The organism is Marivita hallyeonensis, from assembly GCF_900129875.1.
In the GTDB taxonomy this organism is placed as follows: domain Bacteria; phylum Pseudomonadota; class Alphaproteobacteria; order Rhodobacterales; family Rhodobacteraceae; genus Marivita; species Marivita hallyeonensis.
Window position 1 is genome coordinate 472,354 of the sequence record NZ_FQXC01000004.1, and the last position, 13,208, is coordinate 485,561.

14 protein-coding genes are annotated in these 13,208 nt (G+C 59.7%); 10 read left to right on the forward strand and 4 right to left on the reverse strand.

Annotated elements, in window-relative coordinates:
• Positions 1–28: 28 nt before the first annotated feature.
• A complete protein-coding gene (locus tag BUA42_RS15170) occupies positions 29–232 on the reverse strand; it encodes a hypothetical protein (protein WP_072779132.1) in 204 nt (67 codons plus the stop codon).
• Between the two features lie 137 nt (positions 233–369).
• Between BUA42_RS15170 and BUA42_RS15175 the strand changes: the two genes are divergently transcribed.
• The 3 genes from BUA42_RS15175 to BUA42_RS15185 all read left to right on the forward strand — a co-directional run bounded on the left by BUA42_RS15175 (position 370) and on the right by BUA42_RS15185 (position 3,473).
• Positions 370–1,062 carry a glutathione S-transferase family protein gene (locus tag BUA42_RS15175; RefSeq protein ID WP_072779133.1) on the forward strand — a complete coding sequence of 231 codons (693 nt, stop codon included), beginning with the start codon at positions 370–372 and terminating at the stop codon, positions 1,060–1,062.
• 2 nt (positions 1,063–1,064) lie between these two features.
• On the forward strand, positions 1,065–2,438 hold the full coding sequence (locus BUA42_RS15180; protein ID WP_072779134.1) for an L-serine ammonia-lyase: 1,374 nt from the start codon (positions 1,065–1,067) through the stop codon (positions 2,436–2,438).
• Between the two features lie 90 nt (positions 2,439–2,528).
• Positions 2,529–3,473 carry a DMT family transporter gene (locus BUA42_RS15185; protein WP_072779135.1) on the forward strand — a complete coding sequence of 315 codons (945 nt, stop codon included), beginning with the start codon at positions 2,529–2,531 and terminating at the stop codon, positions 3,471–3,473.
• Here BUA42_RS15185 and BUA42_RS15190 read toward each other — a convergent pair.
• Positions 3,397–4,080 carry a thiamine diphosphokinase gene (locus BUA42_RS15190; RefSeq protein ID WP_072779136.1) on the reverse strand — a complete coding sequence of 228 codons (684 nt, stop codon included), beginning with the start codon at positions 4,078–4,080 and terminating at the stop codon, positions 3,397–3,399. The two genes, BUA42_RS15185 and BUA42_RS15190, sit on opposite strands and share 77 nt — an antisense overlap.
• A 137-nt stretch (positions 4,081–4,217) precedes the next feature.
• Here BUA42_RS15190 and BUA42_RS20975 point away from each other — a divergent pair, with 137 nt between their 5' ends.
• The 3 genes from BUA42_RS20975 to BUA42_RS15205 all read left to right on the forward strand — a co-directional run bounded on the left by BUA42_RS20975 (position 4,218) and on the right by BUA42_RS15205 (position 7,868).
• Positions 4,218–6,848, forward strand: a complete 2,631-nt coding sequence (locus BUA42_RS20975; protein ID WP_143152712.1) for a hypothetical protein — start codon at positions 4,218–4,220, stop codon at positions 6,846–6,848.
• A 157-nt stretch (positions 6,849–7,005) separates the two neighbouring features.
• Positions 7,006–7,362, forward strand: a complete 357-nt coding sequence (locus BUA42_RS15200; protein ID WP_072779138.1) for an ArsR/SmtB family transcription factor — start codon at positions 7,006–7,008, stop codon at positions 7,360–7,362.
• Positions 7,359–7,868, forward strand: a complete 510-nt coding sequence (locus tag BUA42_RS15205; RefSeq protein ID WP_072779139.1) for an SRPBCC family protein — start codon at positions 7,359–7,361, stop codon at positions 7,866–7,868. The genes BUA42_RS15200 and BUA42_RS15205 overlap by 4 nt, the downstream gene beginning before the upstream one ends.
• 91 nt (positions 7,869–7,959) lie before the next feature.
• On the opposite strand, the gene BUA42_RS15210 is transcribed toward BUA42_RS15205, so the two are convergent.
• Complete coding sequence (locus tag BUA42_RS15210) at positions 7,960–8,181, reverse strand: DUF2842 domain-containing protein (RefSeq protein ID WP_072779140.1); 222 nt, start codon at positions 8,179–8,181, stop codon at positions 7,960–7,962.
• Positions 8,182–8,200: 19 nt separating this feature from the next.
• Positions 8,201–9,496 (reverse strand): adenylosuccinate synthase, encoded by a 1,296-nt coding sequence (locus BUA42_RS15215; RefSeq protein ID WP_072779141.1) that lies wholly within the window; start codon positions 9,494–9,496, stop codon positions 8,201–8,203.
• Between the two features lie 155 nt (positions 9,497–9,651).
• Here BUA42_RS15215 and BUA42_RS15220 point away from each other — a divergent pair, with 155 nt between their 5' ends.
• From BUA42_RS15220 to BUA42_RS15235, 4 genes are all read left to right on the forward strand, one after another.
• Entirely contained in the window at positions 9,652–10,041 is a 390-nt protein-coding gene (locus tag BUA42_RS15220) for a DUF6524 family protein (RefSeq protein ID WP_072779142.1), read from the forward strand.
• Between the two features lie 110 nt (positions 10,042–10,151).
• On the forward strand, positions 10,152–10,526 hold the full coding sequence (gene secG / locus BUA42_RS15225; RefSeq protein ID WP_072779143.1) for a preprotein translocase subunit SecG: 375 nt from the start codon (positions 10,152–10,154) through the stop codon (positions 10,524–10,526).
• A 228-nt stretch (positions 10,527–10,754) separates the two neighbouring features.
• Positions 10,755–12,398: a CTP synthase gene (locus BUA42_RS15230; RefSeq protein WP_072779144.1), complete on the forward strand. Its 1,644-nt coding sequence runs from the start codon at positions 10,755–10,757 to the stop codon at positions 12,396–12,398.
• Between the two features lie 4 nt (positions 12,399–12,402).
• Positions 12,403–13,113: a hypothetical protein gene (locus tag BUA42_RS15235; RefSeq protein WP_072779145.1), complete on the forward strand. Its 711-nt coding sequence runs from the start codon at positions 12,403–12,405 to the stop codon at positions 13,111–13,113.
• Positions 13,114–13,208 lie beyond the last annotated feature (95 nt).

Sequence of the window (13,208 nt, forward strand, 5' to 3'; positions counted from 1 at the left end):
CGGTGATTATGTACCCCAAGACACCCCGCTAATTGTCCGCGTGCGAGGCGCCTTTATCCGCCCGTTTTGATGTCTCTGGGTCCAGCGCGACAGGCGGCAAGTCACTGACCGTGATGGTTGGCACCTGAGGGAAGACCACCACATTCGCCGACACAAGATGGGGGACAAAGGCCCAGACGAGCACGGCCAGCGCTGCGGCGACCCATGCAAGCTTGTTGTAGCGTTCCGTCATCTGCGAGCCTTTCGATCAATTGCGGGCCTGCAGCATCGGGCGCAGCAGTAAAAACCGGGTTAAGCGCATCGCTTTTTTGTGACGACGCGCCGTTTTCGCTGGTCTCGTTCGGGACAACCGAGGCTACATGTCATTCCATGAGCGGGTATATTCTTCACTACGCACCAGACAACGCGTCGCTGATCGTTCGGCTGGCGCTGGAAGAGCTTGGCGTGCCGTACCGCACCGCGCTGGTGGACCGCCGGTCAAAGGCGCAACGCAGCGCGGCGTATCTTGCGCTCAATCCCGCCGGGCGCATTCCGGTGCTTGAGACGCCGGACGGCCCGATATTCGAAACCGCTGCCATTTTACTTTGGTTGGCAGATCGTCATCGTAACGCTGCAGACCTTGCGCCGGAGACGAGCGATCCGCTCAGGGGTCGCTTGCTCAGCTGGTTATTCTACCTGTCGAACACTTTGCACGCAGACATGCGATTGCTGTTCTATCCTCCCGATCTGCCGGGCGACACGTTCCCCAAAAACCTTCATGAGCGCCTCGCGGATCACTTCGCCCTATTGAACGCCGAATGCGCGGCCGGAATCGTCATGGGAAGGGCGAATCCGATGATCTGTGATCTTTACCTTGCCGCCTTGCTACGGTGGCCCGCGCTCTATCCAACGGATGGGGATCGCGACTGGTTTGACTTGTCATGCTGGCCCGCGCTTCATGCACTTGCGCAGCGGATCGAGGCTCTTCCCTCTGCCATTGCCGTTGCCCAGGCGGAAGGGCTTGGTCCAACGCCATTTTCCAATCCTCAGCTCCCAAATCCGCCCGAAGGAAGCGCGCTTTAGCCATGTTTCTGTCAGTCTTCGATATGTTCAAAGTGGGCGTGGGTCCGTCGTCGTCCCATACCATGGGCCCGATGGTGGCCGCGGCGCGGTTCCTGCAGATGCTGCGACACGCGCCCTTCAAGGCGCACGGCGTCAGGGCGTCGCTGCACGGCTCGCTTGCATTCACTGGCGTCGGACACGCCACCGATCGCGCGACGATCCTCGGTCTCGCCGGATGCGTGCCGGACAGCTACGACCACGCCAAGGCCGAAGCGCTGTTGGCTGACATCAAGGACAATAAGACCGTTCGCCCGGACGACCTTCCACCTTTGCACTTTGATCCCGAAACGGACCTGATCTTCGATTTCGGACCAAACCGGCCGGGACACGCCAATGGTATGATCCTGAGCGCCACCGACGCGCAGGGAGACGTGATCCTGCAAGAGACGTTCTATTCCATCGGCGGCGGTTTCGTGATGACAGAGGCGGAATTGGCCGCTGGCAAGGACACCGACGATGGACCGCCTGTGCCCTACCCGTTCCACTCCGCCGCTGAAATGCTTGAAATGGCGCGCAATTCCGATCTGAGCATCGCGGACATGAAACGGGCCAATGAGCTGTCGCGCCGCACGGCGACCGACCTTGATGCCGGCATCCAGCGACTGTGGGAGGTGATGAACGACTGCATCAACCGCGGGCTTGAGACGGATGGCATCCTGCCCGGCGGGCTCAAGGTCAAGCGCCGCGCCAAGGGCATCCATGAAAAGCTGCTGGCCGAGCGTGGCATGAACCTGACGGCGCCGCATACGATCAATGACTGGATGAGCGTCTACGCAATGGCGGTGAACGAGGAAAATGCGGCTGGCGGGCAGGTCGTGACAGCACCCACCAATGGCGCGGCAGGTGTGGTGCCTGCAACGTTGCGCTACTACCTCGATTTCGTACCCGGCGCGACCACGACGCGGGTGCCGGAATTCCTTCTGACCGCAGCGGCCATTGGAGGGTTGGTCAAGTTCAACGCATCGATCAGTGGGGCCGAGGCCGGGTGCCAGGCAGAGGTCGGCAGCGCCAGCGCGATGGCGGCAGCGGGCCTTTGCGCCGTGATGGGTGGCACGCCCATGCAGATCGAGAATGCCGCGGAAATCGCGCTGGAACATCATCTTGGCATGACATGTGACCCGGTAAAAGGTCTGGTGCAGGTGCCCTGTATTGAGCGGAACGGGCTGGGTGCCATCAAGGCCGTCTCGGCGGCGAGCCTTGCGCTTCGAGGTGATGGAACCCACTTCGTGCCGCTCGATTCGGCGATCGAGACCATGCGCCAGACCGGCCTCGACATGCATGAAAAGTACAAGGAAACCTCGCTCGGCGGTCTGGCCGTGAACATACCCAACTGCTAGACACTCGGCTGTTCAGGCGAAGAACCGCGCGCTGGCGCCCCCGTGAAGGAGAGCGTTGACAGCCCAGCACAACCAAGAGTAGCGTGTCGCATGCATCAGGATCGCCCCACCCTTGGAATTATGCTCATGCTCGGCTTCTGCATTGTCGCGCCGATGGGTGATGCGATGGCCAAGATCTTGTCGGACAAGGTGGCGTTGGGGCAATTGCTTTTGCTGCGGTTCGGCATTCAAGCGCTCGTCCTCATTCCCATCCTCGTGATGGGGAACCGGATCTGGCGCATGAACCGACGGATCTTTGGACTGACGGCGCTCAGGACCGTGATGCATATCTTCGGCATCGGAATGATGGTGTCGGCGCTATATTACCTGCCCCTCGCGGACGCGGTTGCCATCGCCTTTGTCATGCCATTCATCATGCTACTGCTCGGGCATTATGTGCTGGGTGAAGAAGTGGGCCTGCGCCGCATGATCGCCTGCGCGGTCGGGTTCGCGGGCACGTTGCTGGTCGTTCAACCCTCGTTCCAGCAGGTCGGTTGGCCCGCGCTACTGCCGCTTGGGGTCGCTTTGAACTTCTCTCTTTTCATGTTGATCACCCGCAAGATCGCCAAAGACACCGACCCGGTCGGATTGCAGGCTGTCTCCGGGGTGATGGCGGTGTTCATCATAGCGCCGCTGATCATCCTCATCCCCGATGCCGCCGCGCCAGTCCTCGCTTGGGATAATGGCGTGGGCCAATTCGTGTGGTCGCTTCTGATCATCATCGGGCTGGCCGGAACACTGGCGCATCTTCTGATGACGTGGTCGCTGCGCTATGCACCATCGGCTACGGTTGCACCCATGCAATATCTCGAGATTCCCATTGCCACGATTATCGGCTTCATCGTCTTCGGGGATCTGCCGAATACGATGGCGGCAATCGGCATCGCCATCACCATCGCCGCGGGGCTTTACATCGTGTTCAGAGAGCAGGCCATCGCGCGTCAGACGACAGCAACGCCTCTTGCAGCACAGCGCGCGCCGACACCGGCAGAATAACGAGCAATCCCGGGGACTTTGCCTCAAGCGCAACCGGACCTTCGGCCCGGTTGGACGTTCCGACACGCGTGGATGGGGACAGGGTCAGGCCGTCTATGGGCCAGTGCAATCCAGTCGACCGCCCCTCGACGCGGCGCATCGGGTAGAGCGAGACACGCGTATCTGCTTCCAGCGGCAGCTCAAGTCTGGGCGGCATATGCGCGATGACGTCGCTTTCCCCGACCAGCAAAACACGGCGATCCGGGTATCTTGCCAGAACGGTCATCGCGGCCAGAAGATGGTCTACCCGCCCGCCCAAAAAGCCGATCCCGACAATCAGAGGTGCCGCGATGGACCGCAAGGCCTTGTCGAAATCAGTGCTGTCCTGCTCTGCGATGTGATGCACCCGATCCGGGGGAAGCGCTGCGCGCGTCTCGGGCGAGACGGAATCCAAGTCGCCGATCAGCGCATCCGGCCATCGTCCCATCGCACGAACCCAGTCCGCGCCGCTGTCTGCTGCGACAACGCATGGAAACGCATCCAATAGCTCTGCAAGCTGCTGATTGTCGCCATTCGCGCCACCAACGAGCAGAACTGGTTCTTCCGAGAAAACAATTGCGTCATTCATGGCCGATTAATGGCAATTGGCGAAACAGATCACAATCAGGTCACGAAATGATACCGTAATAAGCACAGATTCGATGCGCTTTGGTCTTGGTAAACATGCATCAACCAAGCGCAGAATTTTGGAAAGTGAGTGTTGCTATGGTGAGTTCTAACAAAATACTCACGGTATCCTACGGTACCTTTTCATGTACGCTCGAAGGGTTCGACGACTCTTTCGACACGATGAAGGCAATCGCCGAGTACTTTCGCGACCTTGCCCAGGACGACCGTTATTTTGGTGCGGAACCCCCCACCCCAGATGCCGAGATGCTCGCCCGGATCGCCGAGCGCGAGATCGAGCGCAGGGTCGAAGCCCGATTTGAAAAAGGTAGTTTGGTTCTGCGCCCGACTGATGAGGCCGAGCCGCCGCGCGGGGATGTCGCGCCGGAACCATCACACGGCGCAGCTCTCGTGGGCGCGACAGCCGGTTTGGCTGCCACTGATCCGGCTGTCGCGGACACACCCGAACCCGAGGTCAAGGTCGACACGCCGGACATCTCGTTCGACAACGTCACGACATTCGACCGCGGTGCGGATATCGAGAGCAGCGAAGTTTCGCTGGACCTGTCTGGTCTCGAAGACGACGGGACGATCATCAAGCTGGTCGAGGACACGAACGGGCTCTTGGATGAGGCTGAGACCGCAGAGGTCGATGACGCCGAAGACGTCGACGATGAACTGAGCATCGACGACCTGATCTCGCAACAGGAAGCGCAGGCCGAGGCACATGCTGCGGAAGACGCCGCCCTGGAAGAATACATCGAAGCAAGTGAAGAGTTGGACGCTGACGAAGAGCTTCAAGCGCAGGCCGAGGAAGAACTGCAGGCTGAGGCCGAGGAAGAGCTGGAAGCGGAGGCCGAGGAAGAGCTGCAAGTGGAGGCCGAGGAAGAGCTGCAAGCGGAGGTCGAGGAAGAACCTGTAGCCGTCGCAGAGACGATCGATGAAGTTTCGCCCGCAGCAGAAGCAGAAGCAGAAGCGGAAGCAGAAGCAGAAGCAGAAGCAGAAGCAGAAGCAGAAGCAGAAGCAGAAGCAGAAGAAATCATCGACGAAACTCCGACGCAAGATGTCGTGCAAGAAGCTCCGGCGCGTACCATTGCCGACACTGTGGCTGACAAACTGCAGCGCATTCGCGCGGTGGTCGCATCCAAGCCTCAAGAAGAGCCTGACTACATCGAAGACGAACACGCGATGTCCGGTCCCGATGGTGACGGCAATGACGAGAACGATGCCATCGACCTTGAGACCCACATGCCGGGATTTGACGACGATGTCGCGGCGGACCAAGACAAAGTGACCGAGGTTGAAGCCGCGGAACTGACCGAAACTGACGACAACCTGTTCACTGACACCATTGCGGCTGTCAGCGACATGGTCGCGTCCGACGAGGACGAGGACGCTCTTCTCCCAGAACTGGCGGATGACGACACCGAGGTCGAGGCAGAAGACACGCACAGCGAAGTCGAAGCGCTGCGGGCCCGTATCGCAGAACTCGAAGCCCTCGCCGCGAACCCGGATCCCGTCGCAGAAGACGACGATGAGGATCTGGCTGAGCTTTCAGAGGACGATTTCGAAGAGTTCGACGACGACGCAGAGGACGATGCCGCGCCGCTGGTTCTTGAGAAGGACCATGCCGTTCGGGACGAGAGCGCCGAAGAGGAGTTGTCCGAGGCGGAAGACGCCCCGCTGGTCGCGCGCGTCAACAAGGTCAAGCGCAGCGATTTCGAGGCTGCTGTGGCGTCGGGCGATCTTGAAGAGGTGGCCGAGGACGAAGCCGAAGATGACGATGTCCCCGGCACTGAAGACAGCTCGCTGACGCCCGAGGAAGAAGCAGAGCTGGCGCAAGAGTTGGCCGAGCTTCAGGCGGAGATCGACGAAGACGAAGACTGGAACTTCGACGTCTCCGAGGACACGGCCGAAGTTGATACGGCAGAAGAAGAAGACGAGCCGGTTGAAGCGCTTTCGGATGAGTATGACGACGAGGCCGAAGCCAACATTCGGAAGGCGGTCAAACTGACCAGCCCGGCCCGCGCGATGCTGACGGACAAGCCCATCGAAGACGACGAAAGCTCTGTAGAGCGTCTGATCGATGAGACCGAGCATGCGATGGAAGAGCCGGAAGGCAATCGCCGTCGCAGCGCCATCGCGCATCTTCGTGCCGCGGTTGCGGCTACCCGCGCAGATCGTTTGTTGGGTCTTGGAAAAAAGAAGGATGACGCCGAGGAACAGTATCGCGAAGACCTCGCCGACGCCGTCCGCCCGCGCCGCCCGACCGTGACACAAGCCACGTCCGAGCGCCCGGCGCCGGTGCGCCCTGCCCCGCTGAAGCTGGTTGCGGAGCAGCGGATCGACGTGGACGAGGATGAGGATGACCGGACCCCGGTGCGCCCGCGTCGTGTGATGCGCAACGAAACGATCGACGCGATGGACGATGTGGCCGGTGACGACACGGGTTTTGCGGAATTCGCCGAAAGCCAGGGGGCGCACACGCTGCCCGAGTTGCTTGAAGCCGCAGCAGCCTACATGTCCTTCGTAGAAGGCCGCGACCAGTTCTCGCGCCCGCAGCTGATGACGAAGCTGCATCAGGCCGAAGGTGAGGCCAGCTCTCGTGAGGAACGGCTGCGCAGCTTTGGCCAGCTTCTGCGCGACGGCAAGATCGAGAAGACCGGTGGCGGACGTTTCACCGCATCGGACAATATCGGTTTCAAGCCGGACGAACGCGCCGCAGGCTAAGTTCCCAAATCCAGAACGACTGAAAAGGCCGGGCCGCGAACGCCCGGCCTTTTTAATGATGCACCTTGGTTTGACGATCGCTCCGCTCCACGGCGGTGAAATCGCTTTGACTTTATTTAACTCTTAAGTTATATAACAAGAAGATAAAGGAATTTCCATGCCCTTCGACATCCCGCAAGACGCCACGTTTACCGCCCTCGCCGACCCCACACGGCGTGCCATTCTCGCGCGACTGGCAGAAGGTCAGGCAACCGTGGCGGAGCTTGCCGATCCGTTTCAGATTTCCCAGCCTGCGATCTCGCGCCACTTGCGCGTTCTGGAGAAAGCCGGGCTGATTTCGACTCGCATCGACGCACAGCGCAGACCACGGCAGCTCAATCCACAGGCTTTGGCACAAGTCGCGACCTGGCTCACCCACCTGGCCGCGCGCTACGAGGCGCAATACCAGCGGCTCGACGCGGTTTTGGAAGACCTGCAATCCGATCCCACCATCCCCGAAGGAGATATGAAATGACCACGCTGATCGCACCTGCCGACGTCACTTTGCCAGATGACCGATCCGTATTGGTCACGCGCGATTTCCACGCATCCGCGCCGCTTGTGTTCCGCGCGTATACCGATCCCGATTTGCTTGTGCGCTGGCTTGTCGGCAGTGACGGCTGGGAGATGACCCGCTGCGATGTCGATCTGCGCGTTGGCGGCAGCTATCGCTGGGAATGGACCCATGTCGACAGCAAAGCCTATTTCGGCTTCTTCGGCGACTTCCTTGAAATCGACGCACCACATCGGATCGTCAATTCCGAAACCTTCGATCCGGGAACCCTGGGCGGGGACATGGGCAAGCCGGCGCAATCCGAGGTGACCTTTGTCGAAAAGAACGGCGTCACAACGTTGACGACGCGGATCACGTATCCAGACCAGGCCTCGCGTGACATGGCCTTGTCGACCGGCATGACCGATGGCATGGAGCAGTCTTATCAGCGGTTGGATACGTTTATCGAAGGCGACCTTCAGCCCTAATCGATGGCTTCTCTGACACTGGACGAGCGGAGGCTGCGTGTGATCCGAAATGTCGCACACCGCGTCCTGTTGGTTCCACCGTGCAGTCAGGTCACTTGCTGGCGTCAGGGTCTTCCTGTCCGATGCCCTTGAACACGAACTTGAACGGCAATGCCCACAGAATGCCTAAGATCAGGTACACGAAAATCTCCAGCCAGAATGGCGGCCGGTCGAGCCAGTTCAGCACCGTCACACAGGCCACGACATACGCCGGCATCCCGATGAGCAGGATCACCAGCGACCATCGTTTGCGGGCTTTGTAGCTTAGCGCCATGGCTCTCTCCGTTGCGGCCTCAGTCTGCGAACGGGTCTGTCACAAGGATTGTGTCTTCCCGCTCCGGTGAGGTGGAAAGTAGCGCAACCGGGCATTCGATCAATTCTTCGACCCGGCGAACGTATTTGATGGCCTCTGCTGGCAGATCGGCCCAGGATCGCGCGCCTTCGGTGGATTGCGACCAACCCGGCATTTCTTCGTAAATCGGGACGCACCGGGCCTGTTCTTCGGCCGCGATGGGCAAGTAATCAAGCCGCTTGCCGTCAAGGTCGTAGCCAACGCAGATTTTCAGTGTTTCGAACCCGTCCAGCACGTCCAGCTTGGTCAGAGAGATGCCATTGACGCCGCTGGTGGCGCAGGTCTGTCGCACAAGGCAGGCATCGAACCAGCCGCAACGCCGCTTGCGGCCCGTGGTCGTACCGAACTCGTGCCCCCGTTCGCCAAGGCGTTGGCCGTCAGCATCTTCCAACTCGGTGGGGAACGGGCCTTCCCCGACGCGGGTCGTGTAGGCCTTTACAATGCCCAGAACGTAATCGATCGCACCCGGCCCCAGGCCAACACCCGTGGCAGCCTGACCCGCGATCACGTTAGACGACGTCACAAAAGGATACGTGCCGAAGTCGATATCGAGGAGCGCGCCTTGCGCCCCCTCGAACAAGATGCGTTTGCCCGCCTTGCGCTTTTCGTTCATCACCTTCCAGACCGGAGCGGCGAAAGGCAGGATATGGTCGGCGATCTCGTTCAGCTGCGCCAGCAGCGCGTCGCGGTCGACCGGCTCAAAACCAAGTCCCTTGCGCAACGGATCGTGGTGCTGCAGCGCCCGGTCCACACGCGCTTCGAGCGTGGCGGCGTCGGCCAGGTCCGCCACGCGGACCGAGCGGCGCCCAACCTTGTCTTCATAGGCGGGGCCGATGCCGCGCCCCGTCGTGCCGATCTTGGTGCCCTTGCTGGCGGCCTCTTCCCGGGCGCGATCCAGTTCGCCATGAATTGGCAGGATCAGCGGCGTGTTTTCGGCGATCATCAGCGTCTCGGGCGTGATCTCCACCCCCTGTTCGCGGATCGTCGCGATTTCCTTCATCAGGTGCCACGGGTCGAGCACCACGCCATTGCCGATGACCGACAGCTTGCCGCCACGCACGACGCCAGACGGCAGCGCGTGCAGCTTGTAGACCTTACCGTCGATGACAAGCGTGTGGCCGGCGTTGTGGCCACCCTGGAAACGGCAGATCACATCCGCGCGCTCGCTGAGCCAGTCCACGATCTTGCCTTTGCCCTCGTCGCCCCACTGGGCGCCCACGACCACAACGTTTGCCATTATCCAAGACCTTTTGTTGAAGTTCCGTCCGTCAAACCCGCGCCCGTATAGCGCCGGATTGCCACAGGCGAAACCGGGAAAGTGACGCGCCCTCTGGACAGCCCGCAACGGGTTGGGCCATCTGCCCAGATCGACACGCAAGACGAGGTAGGATCATGGGGTTTCTTCTACGCTGGCTCTTTGCCTTTGGCCTGATTTCAGCCACCTACAATCCAACCGAATACAACTTCGTTCGCTGGGCCTCCACCTCGGATCAGCTGTCGATCACCGTTCTGGCCGGCCTCGTGCTGCTGGTCGGATATATCATCTATCTGCGCGCCACGCTTCGATCCATCGGCGCGTTCGGGATGATCCTCATCCTCGCGCTCGTCGCTGCACTTTTGTGGGTGCTCTACGATTTCGGGCTGCTCGATCTGCAAAACAGAAACCTGACAGTGTGGATCGGAATCGTTGCACTGGCCACCGTGTTGGGCATCGGTCTCAGCTGGTCCATCGTGCGCCGAAAGCTTACGGGCCAGACGGATGTCGATGACGTGGACGAATAACGTGGACGAATAACGTGGTGTCGTGACGATCCGGTCGGCGAACACGGGTTGCACGGCTTGGCTCTTGGCCTTAGATACCCCCCATTCACACCTGACATCCCGGTTGGCCCATGGAAAACGTCGTTCTCATCATTCACCTGCTTCTGGCGCTCGCGCTGATTGGCGTCGTGCTGTTGCAGCGGTCTGACAGCGGCGGATTGGGTGCCATGGGTGGTGGCGGCGGTGGCGGGTCCATCAGCACACGCAGCGCGGCGACGGGGCTGGGCAAATTGACTTGGATCCTGGCCATTGCCTTCATCTGTACATCGCTGACCCTCACGGTCATCGCGGCGCAGAATGCGTCGGGCAGTTCGATCATGGACCGTCTGACCCGTGGCGGTGGCGCTCCGGCAGAAGACAGCACCAACGAAATCGACACGGACGGGCTTCTGCCCCCGCCTTCGACAATCGACCCGAACACGCCGCTGGTGCCGCGCGCAGATTAAGCCGCCTTTCCTAAGGGTTGGTGCGCGCGCTGGAGATGCTCGGCTGCGCGTGACACTCACGTTCATCGCCCACCATCCCTAGAGGCGGGCTGTTCTGACGCAACATCATCTTGGGCCGAGCCTTGCCAAACGGTGCCGAATCCCTTACCGGTTAAATCCCGTGATGCTGCGTGGTTTTGACTGTGCAGGACGCAAGTTTGACAGGCGCTTCGCGGGAGGTTTCACCACATGGCACGCTTCATTTTCATCACCGGCGGCGTGGTGTCTTCCCTTGGCAAAGGGCTGGCCTCTGCAGCCCTTGGAGCGCTGTTGCAGGCGCGGGGCTTCTCGGTGCGGTTGCGCAAGCTCGACCCCTATCTGAACGTCGATCCCGGCACGATGTCGCCATTTGAGCATGGTGAGGTGTTTGTCACCGATGACGGGGCCGAGACGGACCTTGACCTTGGTCACTACGAACGGTTCACCGGCGTGCCTGCGCGCAAGACCGACAGTATCTCTTCGGGGCGCATCTACACCAACGTGCTCGAGAAAGAGAGGCGCGGCGATTATCTTGGCAAAACGATCCAGGTGATCCCGCATGTCACCAATGAAATCAAGGACTTCATTTCCATTGGCGAGGATGAGGTCGATTTCATGCTCTGCGAAATCGGCGGCACCGTGGGCGATATCGAGGGATTGCCGTTCTTTGAAGCCATCCGCCAGTTCAGTCAGGACAAGCCCCGCGGACAGTGCATCTTCATGCACTTGACCCTGTTGCCCTACATCAAGGCGTCGGGTGAGCTGAAGACCAAACCGACCCAGCACTCGGTCAAGGAACTCCGTTCCATCGGTCTGGCACCAGATATCCTCGTCTGTCGCTCCGAAGGGCCGATCCCCACCAAGGAACGCGAGAAGCTGGCGCTCTTCTGCAACGTCCGGCCCGACAGCGTGATCGCCGCGCAGGATTTGAAATCGATCTACGAGGCGCCGCTGGCCTACCACCGCGAGGGGCTGGATCAGGCGGTGCTGGACGCGTTCCAGATCACCCCTGCCCCGAAGCCGAACCTTGAGAAATGGGAAGACGTGGCCGACCGGATCTACAACCCGGAGGGTGAGGTCAACGTCGCCATCGTCGGCAAATACGTACAGCTTGAGGATGCCTACAAGTCCATCGCCGAGGCGCTGACCCATGGCGGTATGGCGAACCGGGTCAAAGTAAACGTCGAATGGGTCGATGCCGAGATTTTTGAGCGCGAAGATCCGGCCCCGCATCTCGAAGGCTTCCACGCGATCCTCGTTCCCGGCGGTTTCGGCGAACGCGGCACCGAGGGCAAGATCAAGGCTGCGCAGTTCGCACGGGAACACAAGGTGCCTTACCTGGGCATCTGCCTCGGCATGCAAATGGCGGTGATCGAGGCCGCGCGGAACGTGGCAAAACTGCCCGATGCCGGGTCCGAGGAGTTCGACCACGAGGCCGGCAAGAAACGCTTCACCCCGGTGGTCTATCACCTCAAGGAATGGGTGCAGGGCAACGAAAAGGTCAACCGCAAGGTCGATGACGACAAGGGCGGCACGATGCGCCTTGGCGCCTACGACGCGGTGCTTTCGGAAGGGTCAAAGGTGGCAGAGGTCTACGGCACCACCACCATCGACGAACGCCACCGCCACCGCTACGAGGTCGACATCAAATACAAGGACGATCTGGAGAAAGCGGGCCTATGTTTCTCGGGCATGAGCCCGGACGGTCGCCTGCCGGAAATCGTCGAATGGCCGGACCACCCGTGGTTTATCGGGGTGCAGTTCCACCCGGAATTGAAGTCGAAACCGTTTGATCCGCATCCGTTGTTCAAGGATTTTGTCCGGGCGGCGAAGGATGTGTCGCGGTTGGTGTGAAGTTTTGGCAGATCGTTACGAGTTTTTTCTCAAGAATGAGTCGGTAGTACGAGCGAATAAGAACGGCTCTGACGTAAGCGTGAAAGGGCTAGAGTTCGAACAAACCTATTCGCTGTCTAGTCGCCATTTCACGAACAGCTTTAATCTATTGCTACAATTGGAAGACTCCGTCGATGCAGATTTCGCAAGAAACTTTGGCATGCTGGCGTTTCTTTCAGCCGCAATGGGGCTAGAAGCATTTATTAATGCGTACTTTTTGCGTTCGGCGTCTGAGACCGAAGTCCATAAAATTCGAAAGATTGTTCAACGAAGAGACGGATCACTGAAAGATAGAACTAGAGAACTTCTTAAGGCCAGCGGCATTCGTTGCATACACCACAGCGAAATCATTCTGGTCTTAGGATTTCTAAGTGAAAAAAGGCACGAACTTGTTCATCCAAAACCGGTTGAGACAACTGTCGAATTCAAGGGCAGTACTGAAATGGTCTTGGATAAGCTACATGTTCCGCCTTGGCCTCGCTACGGTGACTTGGGCTACTGCTCGCTTCTGTTGGATTGGTGTCTTTTCTTACCTGCCAGCATCGCATTGGAGGTGCAGGAAAACAATCGGCGGTTCATGCTACAGTGGACTGGGCTATCGGACCATGATCCAAGCCAGATTGTGAGTGACGTATGCTTAGAAGTACGTAAGGCACAAAAGAGTGGCTCCATTTAATATGAGGTTGCAACACCGGTCTGGGCTAAGCAGTGTTTTCATGACCAATGCGCCATCGCCAGACCGCGGGATGGCGATCCAACCTCTGAACGACA

What these genes read in the sequence shown, in the direction of transcription:
- BUA42_RS15170 (WP_072779132.1), bottom strand. Translation starts at nt 232, where the DNA reads ATGACGGAACGCTACAACAAGCTTGCATGGGTCGCCGCAGCGCTGGCC.
- BUA42_RS15175 (WP_072779133.1), top strand. Translation starts at nt 370, where the DNA reads ATGAGCGGGTATATTCTTCACTACGCACCAGACAACGCGTCGCTGATC.
- BUA42_RS15180 (WP_072779134.1), top strand. Translation starts at nt 1,065, where the DNA reads ATGTTTCTGTCAGTCTTCGATATGTTCAAAGTGGGCGTGGGTCCGTCG.
- BUA42_RS15185 (WP_072779135.1), top strand. Translation starts at nt 2,529, where the DNA reads ATGCATCAGGATCGCCCCACCCTTGGAATTATGCTCATGCTCGGCTTC.
- BUA42_RS15190 (WP_072779136.1), bottom strand. Translation starts at nt 4,080, where the DNA reads ATGAATGACGCAATTGTTTTCTCGGAAGAACCAGTTCTGCTCGTTGGT.
- BUA42_RS20975 (WP_143152712.1), top strand. Translation starts at nt 4,218, where the DNA reads ATGGTGAGTTCTAACAAAATACTCACGGTATCCTACGGTACCTTTTCA.
- BUA42_RS15200 (WP_072779138.1), top strand. Translation starts at nt 7,006, where the DNA reads ATGCCCTTCGACATCCCGCAAGACGCCACGTTTACCGCCCTCGCCGAC.
- BUA42_RS15205 (WP_072779139.1), top strand. Translation starts at nt 7,359, where the DNA reads ATGACCACGCTGATCGCACCTGCCGACGTCACTTTGCCAGATGACCGA.
- BUA42_RS15210 (WP_072779140.1), bottom strand. Translation starts at nt 8,181, where the DNA reads ATGGCGCTAAGCTACAAAGCCCGCAAACGATGGTCGCTGGTGATCCTG.
- BUA42_RS15215 (WP_072779141.1), bottom strand. Translation starts at nt 9,496, where the DNA reads ATGGCAAACGTTGTGGTCGTGGGCGCCCAGTGGGGCGACGAGGGCAAA.
- BUA42_RS15220 (WP_072779142.1), top strand. Translation starts at nt 9,652, where the DNA reads ATGGGGTTTCTTCTACGCTGGCTCTTTGCCTTTGGCCTGATTTCAGCC.
- secG (WP_072779143.1), top strand. Translation starts at nt 10,152, where the DNA reads ATGGAAAACGTCGTTCTCATCATTCACCTGCTTCTGGCGCTCGCGCTG.
- BUA42_RS15230 (WP_072779144.1), top strand. Translation starts at nt 10,755, where the DNA reads ATGGCACGCTTCATTTTCATCACCGGCGGCGTGGTGTCTTCCCTTGGC.